Source organism: Serratia sp. PL7 (genome assembly GCF_945957435.1).
On record NZ_CAMFLB010000116.1, the window covers coordinates 1 to 625 of the forward strand.

The 625-nt window shown below is 54.4% G+C and carries 1 protein-coding gene; it reads right to left on the reverse strand.

What is annotated here, in order from left to right; all coding sequences use genetic code 11:
- Window positions 1-625, reverse strand: a 625-nt coding sequence (locus N6G83_RS54500) for an IS5-like element IS903B family transposase (protein ID WP_250309084.1), incomplete at both ends; no start/stop codon positions are given.

Consider the following 625-nt stretch of genomic DNA (forward strand, 5'->3'; position numbering starts at 1 on the left):
CGCAACCTGACCATCGTAGTCACGCAGCGTCAGTGAACCCCCGAACAGCTGTTTTACCCGGTACATCGCCGTTTCCGCTATCGAGCGACGATTGTAATCTGTTGTCCATTTCCACCGCGCATTACTCCCGGTCATTCGCTGATTAGCCACTGCACGGTTACGGTCTGCATATTCACCGGGCCAGTAACCCGCACCTTTTCGGGGAGGGATAAGCGCGCTGATTTTCTTACGCCGCAGTTCATCGTGACATAGCCGGGTATCGTAAGCGCCATCGGCGGCGGCTGACCTGATTTTCCGGTGGGTTTGCCGGATTAACCCGGGGAAGGCCTCTGAGTCCGTAACGTTGTTCAGCGACAGGTCAGCGCAGATGATTTCATGTGTTTTACTGTCAACGGCGAGATGCAGCTTACGCCAGATACGGCGGCGTTCCTGGCCATGCTTTTTGACTTTCCACTCGCCTTCACCGAAGACCTTCAGCCCGGTGGAATCAATTACCAGGTGTGCGATTTCACCCCGGGTGGGCGTTTTGAAACTGACATTAACCGACTTTGCCCGCCTGCTGACACAGCTGTAATCCGGGCAGCGTAGCGGAACGTTCATCAGAGAAAAAATGGAATCAATAAAG